Raw genomic sequence first — 16,362 nt, 5'->3', positions numbered from 1 at the left:
TAGGGAAGGAGGCCTTCACGGACTTCTGAGACCTACTTGCCGAAGCCGGCCTTCCGGAGCGCGTCCGCCATGGCGCCGCCGCCCCCGGAGTTGCCGCCGCGGTCCCGGCCGCCACCACGGCCGCCCTGGCCGCCACGCTGACCGCCGCCCTGACGCTGGCCGCCACCGCCCTGGCCGCGGTCACGGCCGCCGCCCTGCTCGCGAGCAGGCTTGCCGGGCTCGTCGTCCAGCCGCAGCGTCAGTGAAATCCGCTTGCGCGGCACGTCGACTTCCAGGACCTTCACCTTGACGATGTCGCCGGGCTTGACGACCTCACGCGGGTCCTTGACGAAGTTCTTCGACAGCGCGGAGACGTGCGCGAGGCCGTCCTGGTGCACGCCGACGTCGATGAACGCGCCGAACGCGGCCACGTTCGTCACGACGCCTTCAAGCCGCATTCCCGGCTTGAGGTCGCCGATCTTGTCGACGCCCTCGGCGAAGGTCGCGGTCTTGAACGCCGGACGCGGGTCGCGGCCCGGCTTTTCGAGTTCGGCAAGGATGTCGGTCACCGTCGGAAGGCCGAAGGTCTCGTCGACGAACTCCGACGGCTTCAGCGCCTGCAGCGTCCGCGAGTTGCCGATCAGCGAGCGGATGTCCGTGCCGGTGGAGGACAAAATCCGCCGCACCACCGGATACGCCTCCGGGTGCACCGAGGACGAGTCGAGCGGGTCGTCGCCGTCCGGGATCCGGAGGAAGCCCGCGCACTGCTCGAAGGCCTTGGGGCCGAGTCGCGCGACCTCCTTCAGCCCGGAGCGGGTCTTGAACGGCCCGTTCGCGTCGCGGTGCGCCACGATGTTCTCCGCCAGCCCCGTCGTGATACCGGAGACGCGGGTCAGCAGCGGCGCCGACGCGGTGTTGACGTCCACGCCGACCGCGTTCACGCAGTCTTCGACCACCGCGTCGAGTGAACGCGACAGCGAGACCTCCGACAGGTCGTGCTGGTACTGCCCGACGCCGATCGACTTCGGGTCGATCTTCACCAGTTCGGCCAGCGGGTCCTGCAGCCGTCGCGCGATGGAGACCGCGCCGCGCAGCGACACGTCCATGCCCGGCAGTTCCTGCGAAGCGAACGCCGACGCCGAGTAGACCGACGCGCCGGCCTCGGAGACGACGGCCTTGGTCAGCTTCAGGTCCGGATGCTTCTTGATCAGCTCACCGGCGAGCTTGTCGGTCTCGCGCGACGCGGTGCCGTTGCCGATCGAGATCAGGTCCACCTTGTGCCGGGCGCACAGCGCGGCGAGTTCGGCGATGGACTGGTCCCATTTGTTGGCGGGCTGGTGCGGGTAGATGACGTGGGTGTCGACGACCTTGCCGGTCGCGTCGACCACCGCGACCTTGACGCCGGTGCGGAAGCCCGGGTCGAGGCCCATCGTGGCGCGGGTGCCGGCCGGGGCGGCGAGCAGCAGGTCGCGCAGGTTCGCGGCGAAGACGCGGACGGCGTCGTCCTCGGCCGACTGGCGCAGCCGCATCCGCAGGTCGATCCCCAGGTGCAGCAGGATCTTCGTGCGCCATGCCCAGCGGACGGTGTCGTTGAGCCACTTGTCGCCCGGGCGGCCTTCGTTGGAGATGCCGAACTTGTGCGCGATGCGGGTCTCGTAGTCGGTGGGGCCGGTGCGCGGCTCTTCGGAGGGCTCCTCGGACTCCATCGTGAGGTCGAGGATCTCCTCCTTCTCGCCGCGGAACATCGCGAGGATCCGGTGCGAGGGGAGTTTGGTGTAGGGCTCGGAGAAGTCGAAGTAGTCGGAGAACTTCGCGCCCTCTTCGGCCTTGCCGTCGCGGACCTTCGAAGCCAGCCGGCCCTGCGACCACATCTTCTCGCGCAGTTCGCCGATGAGGTCGGCGTCCTCGGCGAAGCGTTCGACGAGGATCGCGCGGGCGCCGTCGAGCGCGGCCTGCGCGTCCGCGACACCCTTTTCGGCGTCGACGAACACCGCGGCGGCGGCCTGCGGGTCGGTGTTCGGGTCGCTCAGCAGCCCGTCGGCGAGCGGCTCCAGACCGGCTTCGCGGGCGATCATCGCCTTCGTGCGCCGCTTCGGCTTGAACGGCAGGTAGATGTCCTCGAGGCGGGACTTCGTGTCCGCCGCCATGATCGACGCTTCCAGCGCCTCGTCGAGCTTGCCCTGGCTGCGGATCGAGTCCAGCACCGCGACCCGGCGCTCGTCGAGTTCCCGCAGGTAGCGGAGGCGTTCTTCGAGCGTGCGGAGCTGGCTGTCGTCCAGCATCCCGGTGACCTCTTTGCGGTACCGGGCGATGAACGGCACGGTCGATCCGCCGTCCAGCAGGTCGACGGCCGCCTTGACCTGCCCTTCGCGCACACCGAGTTCTTCGGCGATCTTCTGCTCGACTGTCTGCAGGCCCTGCACGCTCACTCCCACGCTCCTGAATCCGCCCTCGGGTGCTCTGGACTCTGCATTCTGCCGCTCGTACCGAGCCGACTTTCGTATGGCCTCCCTTAACCGAAACCTTGACAGGCGTATTGGTCTAGTCCATTTTGAGGTGGCCGACGTCACCCGTTCGTGGAGGCCACCTGTGAAAGTCAAGCCGAAACACGCGTTCCTCGCCTTGCTGTCGTCACTGGCCGTGTGCCTGGGGGTGACTTTCGCGGTGTCGGGCAGCGCCTCCGCCGCCAACATCCTGACCAACCCCGGCTTCGAACTCGGGACCACGAGCGGCTGGACCTGCTCCGGCACGAACGCGGTGGTCAGCACACCGGTCCACTCGGGCAGCCGCGCGCTCAGCGCCACCCCGGCCGGGCAGGACAACGCCCGCTGCTCGCAGAGCGTGCCGGTGAAGGCCAACACCGCGTACACGCTGTCGGCGTGGGTGCAGGGCAGCTACACCTACCTCGGCGTCACCGGAACCGGGACGGGTGACAAGAACACCTGGACCCAGGGCGGTGCCAGCTGGTCCCAGCTGTCGCTGACCTTCACCACCGGCGCGTCCACCACCAGCGTCGACATCTACCTGCACGGCTGGTACGGCCAGCCCGCCTACTTCGCCGACGACGTCAACCTCGACGGCCCCGGCGGCTCACCGACCACGACGCCGACCACGCCGACGACGTCCACGAGCCCGACGACGACCACCACCACCAGCTCGCCGACGACCACGACGAGCACCCCGCCGACCGGGAACCTGCCGAAGCACGTGATCACCGGGTACTGGCAGAACTTCTACAACGGCGCGAAGGCGCTCAAGCTCGCCGACGTCCCGACGAAGTACAACATCATCGCGGTGTCCTTCGCCGACGCGACGACCACGCCGGGCGCGGTCACCTTCACCCTCGACTCCGGTCTTTCGAGCCAGCTCGGCGGCTACACCGACGCGCAGTTCAAGGCCGACATCAAGACGGCACAGGCACGCGGGCAGAAGGTCATCCTCTCCGTCGGCGGCGAGAAGGGCACGATCCGCGTCGACTCCTCGGCCGCGGCGGCGAACTTCGCCAACAGCATGAAGTCGCTCATCGCGACCTATGGCTTCGACGGCGTCGACATCGACCTCGAGAACGGCGTCAACGCGACCTACATGGCGCAGGCGCTGCGCAGCATCCACGCGGCGGGCGGCACGGTCATCACGATGGCGCCGCAGACGATCGACATGCAGAGCCCGGCGGCCGAGTACTTCAAGCTGGCGCTCAACGTCAAGGACATCCTGACGATCGTCAACATGCAGTACTACAACAGCGGCTCGATGCTCGGCTGCGACCAGAAGGTCTACTCGCAGGGCACGGTCGACTTCCTCACCGCGCTGGCCTGCATCCAGCTGCAGAGCGGCCTGCGGGCCGACCAGGTCGGGCTCGGCCTGCCCGCGTCGGGCTCGGCGGCCGGTGGCGGCTACCAGGCGCCCGGTAACACGGTCAACGCGCTGAACTGCCTGGCGAAGGGCACGAACTGCGGCTCGTTCAAGCCGTCGACGACGTACCCGACGATCCGCGGCGCGATGACCTGGTCGATCAACTGGGACGCCTCGCAGGGTTACGCGTGGTCGAACACCGTGAGCGCGGGGCTCGCCGGCCTCCCGTGAAACGCGTTTCGTCCTCTGAATGCGGTGGTTCGCACTAGCGACTACCGCATTCAGAGGACGAAATGCGGGGGTCAGAGCGGGGTGAGGGGGAGACGGAGGGCGGCCGGGGCGTGCGGGGGCACGACGGGCTTGAGAGGGGCGACAGGGGAGAGGCGCCGGTAGGGGGAACCCAGCGGTGGCCGCGGGTCGGCCTCTCCCTTGTTGGGCCACAACGACATCGCGCGCTCCGCCTGCGCGGTGATGGTCAGCGACGGGTTCACGCCCAGGTTCGCCGAAATCGCCGAGCCGTCGGCGATGTGCAACCCGGGGTGGCCGTGCACTCGCTGGTACGGATCGACGACGCCGGTCTCGGCGCTGTCGCCGATCGCGCAGCCGCCGATGAAATGCCCGGTGATGGGGATGTTCGCCAGATCCGTCCACGCGCCCTGCGCCAGCCCGCCGATCTTGTCCGCCACCCGCCGGGTGACCTCGTGTCCGGCGGGGATCCACTCGGGATTCGGGTCACCGATGCCCTGCTTCGTGGTCATGCGCCGGCCGAAGAGCCCGCGTTTGGTGTACGTGGTCACGGAATTGTTCAGCGTCTGCATCACCAGCAGCCCGACCATCCGCTCCGACCAGCGCCGCGGGTTGTGCAGCCGCACCAGGTGCCGGCGATTCCGCACGAGTTCGCGCAAACCCAGCACCCACCGGTGTTTCCCCGGCTCGGCGTCGACGAGCACCGTCGTCAGCAAGCCCATGAAGTTGCTGCCCTTGCCGTAACGCACCGGTTCGACATGCGTGACGGCGTCGGGGTGGATCGACGACGTGATCGCGACGCCGCGGGTGAAGTCGGTGTCCTCGCGCAGCGATCGCGCGGCTAGGACGGCCTCGGAGTTCGTCCTGGCGAGCAACCCCAGCCTTGGTGACAGGTTCGGCAGCGTGCCGGAGTCCCTCAGCGAATGCAGAAGCCTTTGTGTGCCCAGGGAAGCGGCGGCGAACACGACCTGCGAGGCGGTGAAGGTCTGCTTGCGCTTGCGTACCCACCGTCCTGTTTGGACGGTATCCACCGCGTAGCCGCCCTCGATGGGCCGGACCGACACGGCGGTGGTCAGGGGATGGACCGCCGCGCCCGCCTTTTCCGCCAGGTACAGGTAGTTCTTGACGGTCGTGTTCTTCGCGCCGACCCGGCAGCCGGTCATGCACTCCCCGCAGTGTGTGCACGGCTTCCGCGCGGGGCCTTCGCCACCGAAGAAGGGGTCGACGTCGCGCTTGCCGAAGTAGACACCGACCGGTGTCGGCCGGTAGGTGTCCGCGATGCCCATGTCCTCCGCGACCTCGCGCAGCACCCGGTCGGCCGGGGTGACCAGCGGGTTCTCCACCACGCCCAGCATCCGTTTCGCCTGGCCGTAATGCGGGGCGAGTTCGGCCTTCCAGTCGGTGATATGCGCCCACTGCGGGTCTTCGTAGAAGGTGTCCGGTGGCTCGTAGAGCGTGTTCGCGTAGACGAGAGAGCCGCCGCCGACGCCCGCGCCGCTCAGGACGAACGTGTTCTTCAGCAGAGTCAGCCGCTGGATGCCGTAGCAACCCAGTTTCGGGGCCCACAGGTATTTCCGCAGCCGCCACGACGTCTTCGCGAACTCGTCGTCGGCGAACCGGCGGCCGGTCTCCAGCACGCCGACGCGGTAGCCCTTCTCGGTCAGCCGCAACGCGGTCACGCTGCCGCCGAAACCGGAGCCGATCACCAGCACGTCGTAGTTCATCGCGATCCCGCCGTCCGGTAGTCGCCGAGGTCGAGCGTCTTCGTCCGGCGGTGGTATTCGGTCACCGAACCGGGCCAGTTCGTGGTCACCCGGCCGTTGTCCTGGCGGTACCAGCTGGCGCAGGTCGTCCAGACGCTGTCGGCGAGCCGTCGCTGGACCTCTTCGTCGTAGCGCTGTTCGACCTCGGGGACGACGTCCAGATAGGACACTCCGGGACGGCTGAGGTGTTCGACGGCTTGGCGGATGTAGCGCGCCTGGCGTTCGATCATGTAGATGATGGAGCCCGCGCCGAGGTTGGTGTTGGGCCCGTAGACACAGAACAGGTTCGGGAAGCCCGGCACCGTCATGCCGAGATACGCCCGCGCGCCGCCCTTCCACGCGTCGGACAGTGACTTCCCGCCGAGGCCCTCGACCTTCAGTTCGCCGAGGAAATCCGTTGCCGCGAAACCGGTTCCGTAGACGATGACGTCGGCCTCGTGCTCGACGCCGTCCTCGGTTCGCACCCCGGACGGCGTGATCGCGCTGATGCGGCCGGTCTCCACCGCGACGTTGTGCTGCGCCAGCGCGGGCAGGTACTCGTTGGTGAACAGGATCCGCTTGCAGCCCAACGGATAGTCCGGCGTGAGCTTCGTGCGCAGCCCCCGGTCCTTGAGGTGACGGCGGCGCAACTGGGCCGCGCGGAGTTCGAAGACCTTGGCCAGCGACGGATGTTTGGTCATCGCGTAGGTCGCGTACTCGGCGAGAAGGAAGATCCGGAGTCTGCCGAGCAGTTGCGTGGCGGGCAGCGAGCGGAACAGCCGCTGCTGCCAGCGGCGGTAGCGCGTGTCCCGTTTGGCCAGGATGTAGGGCGGGGTTCGCTGGAACACCGTCAGTTCCGCGGCCTGGCGCTGGGCTTCGGGCACGAACTGGATCGCGCTCGCGCCGGTGCCGATCACCGCGACCCTCTTGCCGCGCAGGTCGACGTCGTGGTCCCAGCGCGCGGAGTGAAAACTGGGGCCCTCGAAGGTGTCCTGGCCGGGGATGTCCGGCAGCACCGGCCGCGAGAGCTGCCCGACGGCGGGGACGAAGACGGTCGCCTCGAAGGTCTCGCCGTCCGCGGTCTCCACCCGCCAGAGCCCGCGCTCCTCGTCGAAGGACGCGCTGGTGACGCGAGTGTCGAAGCGGATGTGCGGTTCGAGCGCGTAGCGGCGGACCACGCGTTTGAGGTAGGCGTGGATGTCGGGCTGCAGCGAGAACCGCTTCGGCCAGTCGGGATTGGGCTCGTAGGAGAACGAGTACAGCGGCGAGGGGATGTCGCAGCCCGCGCCCGGGTAGGTGTTCTCCCGCCAGACGCCGCCCGGTTCGGCGGCGCTCTCCAGGATGGTGAAGTCGTCGAACCCGGCGCGTTTGAGTTCGATCGCCGTTCCGACCCCGCCGAAGCCCGTCCCCACGATCAGCACGCTCGTCTCGCCCATGCCGAACGAAGCTACCCACCGGTCACCCCTGGTGGAAGTACATGCCCGGCCACGCAATCGAGATTTCCGGCCACCTCGCGACCGCATTTCGTCCTCTAAATGCGGTAGTTCGCACTCCCAACTACCGCATTTAGAGGACGAAATGCACAGAATGGGCCTCGGACTTGGGGTGCGCCCAGGTCAGGAGGCGGTGAGCGGAGCTTTCGAGAGCGTTCAGATCGCGCTTCGGGACGCGTTCGAACGGAGTGATGACGACCGAAGCGGCCTTCTTCGCCGTCTTGATCTCCCAGAAGCCCTTCACCCACCCGTCGACCAGGATGGTGCCCTTGACCAGGCCGTTATGGGTGATGACGACCTTTCGGTACTCGTCGCTGATCGCGCGCGTGCGGTCGGCGTAGGACAGGATGGTCTGGTCGAACGGCCCCAGCAGCCGCGGCGGCGCGGGGGTGTCCGGATCCGGCCGCGGCGCGTCCGGCAGGTCGAACAGCTCGCGTCCGTTCTCGTCACGGAACGTCCGCAGCTCCGGCCGCAACCGCTCGGCGACCTCGCCGAGTTTCGTGATCCCGGCCCACGCCTGCGCGTCCTGCACACTGGCCGGCCCGAACGCGGCCAGATAGCGCCGGAACATCGCTTCCGGCGACGGCGTCGCGTCCGGTTCGGCGCCGAGCCAGTCCCCGGTGGTCTGATACGTCGGCTGTCCCGATTTGCCCCATACGCCGCGCGGCGGGATCTGCACCAGCGGCAGCAAGGCCCGCGCGACGTGTACCAGCGACGATGGCCCGGCGCTCTCCCAGCGCTTCGCGAGTTCCGCGCCTAGTTCGCCCGACGAAAGCGGTCGTTCGCCGAGCAGTTTGCGGGCGGTGCGGGCGATCTCCTGGTGGTCGAGGCCCTTGATCTCCGGGGAGAACTGGGTGTTTCCGTGCACCGACCGGTCGTAGAGGGGCTGCACGATCGGCCGCCACGCCAGCGCGTCCTCCCGCGTCACCAGGTGCACGGTGCCGCGCATGAGCGCGATCCGCACGACACTCTTGTCCAGCAGCAGCTTGGCCAGGTCGTCCTGGCGGAAGCCGTGCAGCCGCGTCCACAGCGCGAAGTACGGCGGGTTGGGCGCCTGCGCCTGCAACCCGGCGAGCTGCTCGACCGCTTCGAGCGCGGTCATCTTCGAACGCCGGAGCAGCAGTTGCCGGTCCAGCATGGCGCGGTTCAGCGCGCGCCTGCTCAACGTGTCGGACATGCGGCTCACCTTAAACGGGATCAAGGACAGCTACGGTCCTCAATGCGCCGATCGCTGCCGGGATCCATAATCCCGGCCATGGAACTACCGCCGCCGGTGATCCGCGATTGGGACTACCCCCGTGGCACGGCGAGCATCGTGCTCATGGCCCGCTTCGCCGCCGAGCACGGCGTCACCGGACTGGCCCACTACGAGCACGCCCCCGTGGACGGCCAGGTCGACGCGCGCCAGGAACTCGCCGTGGTCCGCGAGCTGATCCGCGGGCTCGGTGCAGGGGACGCCGTCGCACTGCGGCTGAGCAGGCGCTACCGGGTCAGCGCGTTCGGCATCTTCGGCTTCGCGTGCATCAGCAGCCCGACATTGGGTGACGCGATGCGCTTCGCGCTGCGATACCTGGACCTGAGCTTCACCTTCTGCATCCCGCACGTGACCGTCGAGGCCGGACGGCTCGCGCTGACCATGGACGACAGCCGGGTGCCCGACGACGTCGCCCGCTTCCTGATGTTGCGCGATCTCGGCGCCATCCACACCGTCATGCGCGACATCCTGCCGGACATCTCGTTGCGTTCCTTGTCGTTCCGGCACGAGCGACCCTCCACTGTGGACGAATATGTGCGGACCTTCGGGCTGGAGCCTTCGTTCTCCGCCCGGTCGCAGGTCGCCACCCTGGACCCGCTCCTGCTCGACAAACCGCTGCCGCAGGCCAACGACCAGACGGTCGCGGTGTGCGCCGCGCAATGCGATCTGCTGGTCTCCCGGAAACGTGAGCGGTCCGGGATCGCGCAGCAGGTCCGGGAACGGCTGGTGCGGCTCGGCGGGGTCGACGCCGGGATGGACGAGGTCGCGCGACGGCTCGCGCTCAGTCCCCGCACCCTGCGGCGTCGCCTGTTCGAGGCCGGGACCGGCTACCGCGCGTTGCTGGACGAGGTCCGCCAGGCGCTGGCGGAGGAGATGCTCGACACCGGCGTGCTCAGCGTCGAGGACGTCGCGCTGCGGCTGGGCTACGCCGAGGCGTCGAGTTTCATCTACGCCTTCAAACGCTGGAAGGGGATGACGCCGGCGGCTTATGCCCGGCGGAACGCGTTGCGAGCACGGCCGGGTAAGTGACCCGCAGCAGGTGCAGGATCGAATCGGTGAGGAAGATCCGCAGTTCTTCGCGGTCGAGCGTGCCGCGGATCAGCCACTCGCGTGACGCGGCGCGCAGCATCCCGCCGTACGAGCGGATCATCGCGCGGAGTTCTTCACGACCCTCGGTGATGTCGCTCATCAACGCGGCCGCGAGCACGCGGTCGGCGGCGATCTCGTCACCCTCCAGCATGATCCGCTCGATGTCCGGGTCGCGGCCGACGGCTTCCTGGCCGATCGCGGTCAGCCACGCCTGCTCGTTGCGTTCGACGACTTCGATCCAATGCCGGACGCTGATCTCGAGCCGCTCTTCGGCGGTCGTGTCCGGCAGGTTCTCGATCACCGGCGCGGGCACGATCATCATCTGCCGCACGACTTCCAGGTACAGCTCGCGTTTACCGCCGAAGTAGTGGTTGATCAGCGGCCTGGCCACCCCGGCGGCCTTCGCGATGTCCGAGGTCGACACCGAGGCGTACGTACCCGCGCCGAACAGCCGTCGTGCCGCGGCCAGGATCTCCGCACGCCGGGCGGCCGGTTCGAGTCGGCGCCGCCGGATCTCCGGATCGGTGCTCATGGGCCGAGCGTAACCGTTTCACGTGGGCGGGTGCCGTTATCGAACCGGAACAACCGGCCGGTAACCCTCCGCGCCCCGGGTGCGACGTTCGTGGCGAGGGAGCGGGCGTCATAGGTAGGGACGAATGGCCAGTGCCGAACGCGAACCGGTGTGCCGCCCCGGACGGTGGGTCAGTGTGCGGCTGCAGCATCGTGACGTCCGGATCCAAGGTGACAGCGGGGACGAAACCGTCTCCTACGCCGGGATCGTGATCACCAGTTTCGAGAATGGCGCCGAGGTCGGCGAACGGTGGATCCCGCTCGGGGTCGATCCGTCGGAGGCCGACGACGAACAGCTCATCCAGCAGTTGCGGGACGCGCTGATCTGGCAGGCGCGGCAGCCGCCGAAGGCCGCGGGGGAGTAGCGCACGCGTGCAGCCTCGCATCCTGGGGTTCCGCGACAGCCAGACGCGCCAAGGGGCCTACTGCGTCCGAAGCCCGTCGAAAGCGATCTTGCACACCGCGTCCGCCAGTTCCGTCCCCGCCGAGCCCCGCCGCGGCCGGTACCACTCGATCAGCGAGTTCACCATGCCGTACAGCAGCCGCGCGGTGACCGCCGGATCGATGTCGGGCCGCACGTCGCCTTCGGTTTCGGCCTGTTTGACCAGTTCCGTGACCAGCCGGTCGAATTCGCGCCGCCGCGCCAGCGCCGCGCGCTCGATCTTGGTGTTGCCCCGCACCCGCAGCAGCAGCGTGACGAACGGCAGCTGCCCGACCAGCACGAGGACACTGCCCCGCACCAGATGCTCCAGCTTCTCGATCGCCCTGCCCTCGAAGGACTCCGTCTCGGCGGCGACGGCGAACAGGCCGTTCAGCGCGCGGTCGACGGCGAGTCGCAGCAGTTCCTCCTTGCTCGGCACGTGGTGGTAGATCGCGGATTTCGTGATGCCGAGCTTGCGGGAGAGGTCTTCCATGCTGGTGCCGTCGTAGCCGCGTTCGTTGAACAGCTTGACCGCGACCTGCAGCAGCGATTCGAGGTCGTAGCCGGGGCGTCCCCGGCGGGCGGGCGTGCTCAACCGCGGTCCCGCTCGTCGAGGACGCGGCGCATCTTGCCCAGCGACCGTTCCAGTGTGTCCGGGTCGACCACCTCGACGCCGACGCTCACGCCGACGCCGTCCTTGACCCCGGCGATCAGCCGCGCGGCGGCTTCGGCGCGTTGCTCGGCGGTCGCGTCCGGGCGGGCTTCGACGCGGACGGTCAGGTGGTCCATCCGGCCCTTGGTCGAGCGCACCAGCTGGAAATGCGGGGCGAGCGCGGGGGTCACCAGCACGACTTCCTCGATCTGCGTGGGGAAGACGTTGACGCCACGCAGGATGATCATGTCATCGGTACGGCCGGTCACCTTCTCCATCCGCCGGTACGACGGCCGCGCGGTGCCCGGCAGCAGCCGGGTGAGGTCGCGGGTGCGGTAGCGGATGATCGGCAGCGCCTGTTTGGTGAGCGAGGTGAACAGCAGTTCCCCGGTGTCGTCGATCGGTTTCTCGGTGAACGGGTCGATCACCTCGGGGAAGAAGTGGTCCTCCCAGATGTGCAGCCCGTCCTTGGTCTCGACGCATTCCTGCGCGACACCGGGCCCCATCACCTCGGACAGGCCGTAGATGTCGACGGCGTCGATGCCGACGCGTTCCTCGATCTCGGTGCGCATCTGCTCGGTCCACGGTTCCGCGCCGAAGATGCCGACCTTGAGCGAACTGGTCTGCGGGTCGATGCCCTGTCGCTCGAACTCGTCGAGCAGCGTGAGCAGGTACGACGGCGTGACCATGATGATCTCGGGTTTGAAGTCGGTGATGATCTGCACCTGACGCGCTGTCATGCCACCGGACGCGGGAATCACCGTGCAGCCCAGTTTTTCGGCGCCGTAGTGCGCGCCGAGGCCGCCGGTGAACAGGCCGTACCCGTAGGCCACGTGGACCTTGTCGCCCGGCCGCCCGCCCGCCGCGCGGATCGACCGCGCCATCACCGTCGCCCAGGTGTCGATGTCGCCGGCGGTGTAGCCGACGACGGTCGGCTTGCCGGTGGTGCCGCTGGACGCGTGGATCCGGCTGACCTGCGATTCCGGCACCGCGAACATGCCGAAGGGATAGTTGTCGCGCAGGTCCTGCTTGGTGGTGAAGGGGAACTTCGCCAGGTCTTCCAGCGCCTTGCAGTCGTCCGGATGGACACCGGCCTCGTCGAACTTCCTGGTGTAGAACGGCACGTTGTCGTAGGCGTGCCGCAGCGTCCACCGGAGCCGGTTCAGTTGCCGCGCCTGGAGTTCGCCGATGGTGAGGTTCTCGGCGTCGTCGCTGAAAGTCATCGTCATGCCTTCTGGATGGTGCGGCTGCGGCCGCGGAATTCGGCGACGACCTCCGGCCCGTCGGGGGTCTCCCGGTGCACGGTGACGTCGTAGATGCCGTTGCGCCCGTAGCGGGTCCGCTCGGTGGCGGTGGCGATGAGGTGGTCGCCGAGTGCGCCGGTGGCGACGAAGGAGATCTCCGCGCCGGACGCGACGGTGACCGGACCATGACTGTTGCAGGCGCAGGCGAACGTCGTGTCGGCGAGCAGGAAGACATAACCGCCATGGGCGATGCCATGGCCGTTGACCATCGTCTCGGTGATCCGCATGGTGGCGACGGCGTGCCCCTCGGCCGCCTCGACCAGCTCGATACCCAGCGCGCTCGACGCCAGGTCGTCGGCGAACATCGCGTGCGCCGCGTTGGTCGTCATCACACCACCTGGTTACTGACCGAATGGACGGTTGTTAAAGGGTGCCGCCAGTAAAGGCGTGCTTCCGCGTGGATGTCAAGGATCCGCCGCCGTCCGGGGGTTTGCAAGACCCCGGACGCGAGCTACAGTGAATTACTGAACGGACGGTCTGTTAATCCACCATCGAAGGGTTCGGCCCCATGGCATTGCTGCGCAGCTACGTCTCCGGCGGATGGCACACGGCGGACAACGACGGAGTGCCGCTGCACGACGCCTCGACGGGCGAGGAGGTCGCCCGGGTCTCGTCCGACGGCATCGACTTCGCCGCCGCGCTGGAGTACGGCCGCCGCACCGGCGGACCCGCCCTGCGTGAGCTGACCTTTCATCAGCGCGCCGCGTTGCTGAAGGCGCTGGCCTCGCACCTGCGCGAACACCGCGACGAGCTGTACGCGCTGTCGGCGCGCACGGGTGCGACCAAGACCGACTCGATGGTCGACATCGACGGCGGCATCGGAGTGCTGTTCGCCTACTCCAGCAAGGGCAAGCGCGAACTGCCGAACGACACCGTCTACGTCGACGGCAACGTGGAGCCGCTGAGCAAGGGCGGCACCTTCGTCGCCCAGCACATCGCCGTGCCGCTGCGCGGTGTCGCCGTCCAGATCAACGCCTTCAACTTCCCGGTCTGGGGCCCGCTGGAGAAGTTCGCGCCCGCGTTCCTCGCCGGGGTGCCGAGCCTGATCAAGCCGGCCAGCCAGACCGCGTACCTGACCGCGCGGCTGGTCGAGATCATCATCGACGCCGGCATCCTGCCCGAGGGCACGCTGCAGTTCGTCGCGGGCAGCGTCGGCGACCTGCTCGACCACGTCACCGCGCAGGACCTCGTCTCCTTCACCGGTTCCGCTTCAACGGCGCAGAAACTGCGTGCGCATCCGGCGATCGTGCGCAACTCGGCCCGGTTCAACGCCGAGGCCGACTCGCTGAACTGCTCGATCCTCGGCCCGGACGCCAAACCCGGCACCACCGAGTTCGACCTCTTCGTCAAGCAGCTGACCACCGAAATGACGGTCAAGGCCGGGCAGAAGTGCACCGCGATCCGTCGCGCGTTCGTCCCCGCCGACCTGCTGGACGACGTCGCCGAGGCCGCGAGCGCGCGGCTGGCGAAGGTCACCATCGGCAACCCCACCGCCGAGGGTGTCCGGATGGGCGCGCTGGCCAGCCTGGAGCAGCGTGAGGAGGTCCGGCGGTCGCTCAAGGCGCTGCTGGACGTCGGGTCGGTCGTCTTCGGCGACCCGGAGCGGGTCGAGGTCGTCGGCGCGGACGCCGAGCGCGGCGCGTTCATCTCGCCCGTGCTGCTGAAGGCGGACCCGGAGCGTTCCGAGCCGCACGAGGTCGAGGCGTTCGGCCCGGTCTCCACGTTGCTGCCCTACACCTCGACCGAGCAGGTCGTCGAACTCGCCGCCCGCGGCGGCGGCAGCCTCGTCGGCTCCGTCGTCACCGCGGACGCGGAGTTCGCACGCGAGGTCGTGCTCGGGGTCGCGCCGTACCACGGCCGTCTGCTGGTGTTGGACGCCGACGACGCCAAGGAGTCCACCGGCCACGGTTCGCCGATGCCGCAGCTGGTCCACGGCGGCCCCGGGCGCGCCGGTGGCGGCGAGGAGATGGGCGGGATCCGCGGCGTGCTGCACCACATGCAGCGCACCGCCGTCCAGGGCAGCCCCAAGGTGCTCAGCACGGTCACCGGCCGCTGGGTCGCGGGTGCCCCGCGCACCGAGAGCGACGTCCATCCGTTCCGGAAGTCCTTGGCGGAACTGAAGATCGGCGACTCCGTGGTCGCTGGGCCGCGCACTGTCACCCAGGAAGACGTCGACCACTTCGCCGAGTTCACCGGTGACACCTTCTACGCCCACACCGATCCCGAGGCCGCGGCGGCGAACCCGCTGTTCGGCGGCATCGTGGCGCACGGATACCTCGTGGTTTCGTTCGCCGCAGGCCTGTTCGTCTCGCCCGAGCCCGGTCCGGTGCTGGCCAACTACGGCTTGGAGAACCTGCGGTTCCTCACCCCGGTGAAGGTCGGCGACTCGTTGACGGTGACCTTGACCGCCAAGCAGATCACCCCGCGCATCGACCAGGAGTACGGCGAAGTCCGCTGGGACGCCGACGTGACCAACCAAGACGGCGACTCGGTCGCCAAGTACGACGTGCTCACCCTGGTGGCGAAGGAGCAGGCATGACAGCGACGGTGTCCGAGGAAGACCTCGAACGGCATTTCGAGGCGACCATCGCGCGTGACCAGCGCATCGAGCCGCGCGACTGGGTGCCCGAGGGGTACCGCAAGACGATGATCCGGCAGATCGCGCAGCACGCGCATTCGGAGATCATCGGCATGCAGCCGGAAGGCAACTGGATCACCCGGGCGCCTTCCTTGCGGCGCAAGGCGATCCTGCTCGCGAAGGTGCAGGACGAGGCCGGTCACGGGCTGTACCTGTACTCGGCGGCGGCCACGCTCGGCGCCGACCGGGCGGACCTGACCGACAAGCTCATCAACGGCAGGCAGAAGTACTCGTCGATCTTCAACTACCCGGCGCTGACCTTCGCCGACGTCGGCGTGATCGGCTGGCTGGTCGACGGCGCGGCCATCTGCAACCAGGTCCCGCTGTGCCGCAGTTCCTACGGGCCGTACGCGCGCGCCATGATCCGCATCTGCAAGGAGGAGTCCTTCCACCAGCGGCAGGGCTTCGAACTGCTGATGACCATGATGCGCGGCACGGAAAAGCAGCGGGAAATGGTGCAGGAGGCGGTCAACCGCTGGTGGTGGCCGTCGCTGATGATGTTCGGCCCGCCGGACGCGGAATCGCCGAACACCGCGCAGTCGATGGCGTGGAAGGTCAAACGGCACACCAACGACGAGCTGCGTCAGCGCTTTGTCGACATGTCCGTTCCGCAGGCGGAGGCGCTGGGCGTCACCTTCCCGGACCCGGACCTGAAGTGGAACCCCGAACGCGGCCACTACGACTTCGGCGCGGTGGACTGGGACGAGTTCAAGAACGTGTTGAAGGGCAACGGTCCGTGCAACGCCCAGCGCGTCGCGCACCGGCGCCGGGCACAGGAAGACGGCGCGTGGGTGCGGGAAGCCGCCGTCGCGCACGCAGCGAAGAAGGGTTCGTGATGAAGCACGACTGGCCGTTGTACGAGGTGTTCGTCCGGGGAAAGCGCGGCCTGAACCACGTGCACGTGGGTTCGCTGCACGCCGCCGACGACGAGATGGCGCTGCACCACGCCCGGGATCTCTATACCCGCCGCAACGAAGGCGTGTCGATCTGGGTCGTGCGCGCGAGCGCCATCACCGCGTCCTCGCCGGACGAGAAGGACCCGTTCTTCGCGCCCAGCGGCGACAAGGTGTACCGGTATCCGACGTTCTACGACATCCCCGACAACGTTCCGCACATCTGAC

14 protein-coding genes are annotated in these 16,362 nt (G+C 68.4%); 6 read left to right on the top strand and 8 right to left on the bottom strand.

All coding sequences use genetic code 11. The features are described from left to right. Positions 1-32 precede the first annotated feature (32 nt). Positions 33-2,408 carry a Tex family protein gene (locus AVL48_RS33510; protein WP_061981436.1) on the bottom strand — a complete coding sequence of 792 codons (2,376 nt, stop codon included), beginning with the start codon at positions 2,406-2,408 and terminating at the stop codon, positions 33-35. Between the two features lie 160 nt (positions 2,409-2,568). Between AVL48_RS33510 and AVL48_RS33505 the strand changes: the two genes are divergently transcribed. Next, positions 2,569-4,062: a chitinase gene (locus tag AVL48_RS33505; protein ID WP_061981437.1), complete on the top strand. Its 1,494-nt coding sequence runs from the start codon at positions 2,569-2,571 to the stop codon at positions 4,060-4,062. Positions 4,063-4,133: 71 nt separating this feature from the next. On the opposite strand, the gene AVL48_RS33500 is transcribed toward AVL48_RS33505, so the two are convergent. From AVL48_RS33500 to AVL48_RS33490, 3 genes are all read right to left on the bottom strand, one after another. Then, positions 4,134-5,801, bottom strand: a complete 1,668-nt coding sequence (locus AVL48_RS33500; protein WP_061981438.1) for a GMC oxidoreductase — start codon at positions 5,799-5,801, stop codon at positions 4,134-4,136. Beyond that, positions 5,798-7,255 (bottom strand): flavin-containing monooxygenase, encoded by a 1,458-nt coding sequence (locus AVL48_RS33495; RefSeq protein ID WP_061981439.1) that lies wholly within the window; start codon positions 7,253-7,255, stop codon positions 5,798-5,800. Before AVL48_RS33495 ends, AVL48_RS33500 begins: the two co-directional genes overlap by 4 nt. Positions 7,256-7,385: 130 nt before the next feature. Beyond that, positions 7,386-8,489 carry a winged helix DNA-binding domain-containing protein gene (locus AVL48_RS33490; protein WP_061981440.1) on the bottom strand — a complete coding sequence of 368 codons (1,104 nt, stop codon included), beginning with the start codon at positions 8,487-8,489 and terminating at the stop codon, positions 7,386-7,388. 78 nt (positions 8,490-8,567) lie between these two features. Here AVL48_RS33490 and AVL48_RS33485 point away from each other — a divergent pair, with 78 nt between their 5' ends. Continuing rightward, positions 8,568-9,596 (top strand): AraC family transcriptional regulator, encoded by a 1,029-nt coding sequence (locus AVL48_RS33485; RefSeq protein ID WP_061981441.1) that lies wholly within the window; start codon positions 8,568-8,570, stop codon positions 9,594-9,596. On the opposite strand, the gene AVL48_RS33480 is transcribed toward AVL48_RS33485, so the two are convergent. Next, positions 9,523-10,188, bottom strand: a complete 666-nt coding sequence (locus AVL48_RS33480) for a TetR/AcrR family transcriptional regulator (protein ID WP_061981442.1) — start codon at positions 10,186-10,188, stop codon at positions 9,523-9,525. The genes AVL48_RS33485 and AVL48_RS33480 overlap by 74 nt on opposite strands. A gap of 124 nt (positions 10,189-10,312) precedes the next feature. On the opposite strand from AVL48_RS33480, the gene AVL48_RS33475 reads away from it, so the two are divergent. Next, positions 10,313-10,591: a hypothetical protein gene (locus AVL48_RS33475; RefSeq protein ID WP_061981443.1), complete on the top strand. Its 279-nt coding sequence runs from the start codon at positions 10,313-10,315 to the stop codon at positions 10,589-10,591. Positions 10,592-10,648: 57 nt separating this feature from the next. Here AVL48_RS33475 and AVL48_RS33470 read toward each other — a convergent pair whose 3' ends face one another. The 3 genes from AVL48_RS33470 to paaI are packed head-to-tail and all read right to left on the bottom strand — an operon-like array spanning position 10,649 to position 12,908. After that, on the bottom strand, positions 10,649-11,242 hold the full coding sequence (locus AVL48_RS33470) for a TetR/AcrR family transcriptional regulator (protein ID WP_061981444.1): 594 nt from the start codon (positions 11,240-11,242) through the stop codon (positions 10,649-10,651). After that, entirely contained in the window at positions 11,239-12,528 is a 1,290-nt protein-coding gene (paaK, locus tag AVL48_RS33465) for a phenylacetate--CoA ligase PaaK (protein WP_167386342.1), read from the bottom strand. The genes AVL48_RS33470 and paaK overlap by 4 nt, the downstream gene beginning before the upstream one ends. Further along, on the bottom strand, positions 12,525-12,908 hold the full coding sequence (paaI, locus tag AVL48_RS33460; protein ID WP_061981603.1) for a hydroxyphenylacetyl-CoA thioesterase PaaI: 384 nt from the start codon (positions 12,906-12,908) through the stop codon (positions 12,525-12,527). The genes paaK and paaI overlap by 4 nt, the downstream gene beginning before the upstream one ends. Before the next feature lie 203 nt (positions 12,909-13,111). On the opposite strand from paaI, the gene paaZ reads away from it, so the two are divergent. Genes paaZ through paaB form a run of 3 tightly spaced genes read left to right on the top strand, consistent with a single transcriptional unit; the run spans position 13,112 to position 16,361 of the window. Continuing rightward, a complete protein-coding gene (gene paaZ, locus AVL48_RS33455) occupies positions 13,112-15,142 on the top strand; it encodes a phenylacetic acid degradation bifunctional protein PaaZ (protein ID WP_061981446.1) in 2,031 nt (676 codons plus the stop codon). After that, entirely contained in the window at positions 15,139-16,077 is a 939-nt protein-coding gene (gene paaA / locus AVL48_RS33450; protein ID WP_061981447.1) for a 1,2-phenylacetyl-CoA epoxidase subunit PaaA, read from the top strand. Before paaZ ends, paaA begins: the two co-directional genes overlap by 4 nt. Continuing rightward, a complete protein-coding gene (gene paaB, locus AVL48_RS33445) occupies positions 16,077-16,361 on the top strand; it encodes a 1,2-phenylacetyl-CoA epoxidase subunit PaaB (protein ID WP_061981448.1) in 285 nt (94 codons plus the stop codon). Before paaA ends, paaB begins: the two co-directional genes overlap by 1 nt. Position 16,362 lies beyond the last annotated feature (1 nt).

It is taken from the genome of Amycolatopsis regifaucium (assembly GCF_001613935.1).
GTDB lineage: Bacteria > Actinomycetota > Actinomycetes > Mycobacteriales > Pseudonocardiaceae > Amycolatopsis > Amycolatopsis regifaucium.
Note: the sequence above shows the minus strand (reverse complement) of the source record. Positions and strands in the feature narration are given on the sequence as shown.

Coding starts and splice junctions, on each gene's coding strand:
- AVL48_RS33500 (WP_061981438.1), bottom strand. CDS start 5,801: ATGAACTACGACGTGCTGGTGATCGGCTCCGGTTTCGGCGGCAGCGTG.
- AVL48_RS33495 (WP_061981439.1), bottom strand. CDS start 7,255: ATGGGCGAGACGAGCGTGCTGATCGTGGGGACGGGCTTCGGCGGGGTC.
- AVL48_RS33490 (WP_061981440.1), bottom strand. CDS start 8,489: ATGTCCGACACGTTGAGCAGGCGCGCGCTGAACCGCGCCATGCTGGAC.
- AVL48_RS33485 (WP_061981441.1), top strand. CDS start 8,568: ATGGAACTACCGCCGCCGGTGATCCGCGATTGGGACTACCCCCGTGGC.
- AVL48_RS33480 (WP_061981442.1), bottom strand. CDS start 10,188: ATGAGCACCGATCCGGAGATCCGGCGGCGCCGACTCGAACCGGCCGCC.
- AVL48_RS33475 (WP_061981443.1), top strand. CDS start 10,313: ATGGCCAGTGCCGAACGCGAACCGGTGTGCCGCCCCGGACGGTGGGTC.
- paaK (WP_167386342.1), bottom strand. CDS start 12,528: ATGACGATGACTTTCAGCGACGACGCCGAGAACCTCACCATCGGCGAA.
- paaI (WP_061981603.1), bottom strand. CDS start 12,908: ATGTTCGCCGACGACCTGGCGTCGAGCGCGCTGGGTATCGAGCTGGTC.
- paaZ (WP_061981446.1), top strand. CDS start 13,112: ATGGCATTGCTGCGCAGCTACGTCTCCGGCGGATGGCACACGGCGGAC.
- paaA (WP_061981447.1), top strand. CDS start 15,139: ATGACAGCGACGGTGTCCGAGGAAGACCTCGAACGGCATTTCGAGGCG.
- paaB (WP_061981448.1), top strand. CDS start 16,077: ATGAAGCACGACTGGCCGTTGTACGAGGTGTTCGTCCGGGGAAAGCGC.